At 67.3% G+C, this 324-nt stretch carries 1 protein-coding gene; it reads left to right on the forward strand.

What is annotated here, in order from left to right; genetic code table 11:
• Positions 1 to 324: FAD-dependent oxidoreductase (locus EN861_RS34710; RefSeq protein ID WP_189343828.1), on the forward strand; the 324-nt coding region annotated here is incomplete at both ends.

Consider the following 324-nt stretch of genomic DNA (forward strand, 5'->3'; position numbering starts at 1 on the left):
GTCGAGGTCGAAACCGAAATCGGGACGCAGGTCATCCGCGCCGAGACCGTCGTGATCGCCACCGGGTCGGCGCCTGTCGAGCTGCCGTTCCTGCCCTTCGGTGGTCCGGTGATCTCATCCACCGAGGCGCTGGCCCTCGGCGAAGTGCCGAAGAAGCTCGCGGTCGTCGGCGGCGGCTATATCGGCCTGGAGCTCGGCATGGCCTTCGCCAAGATGGGCGCCAAGGTCACTGTGGTCGAAGCGCTGCCGCGCGTGCTGGCGCAATATGATGCCGAGCTGACAAGGTCCGTGCTCAAACGCCTGGGCGAGCTCGGCGTCGAGGTG

This window comes from Mesorhizobium sp. M8A.F.Ca.ET.218.01.1.1 (assembly GCF_004791165.1).
Lineage (GTDB): Bacteria > Pseudomonadota > Alphaproteobacteria > Rhizobiales > Rhizobiaceae > Mesorhizobium.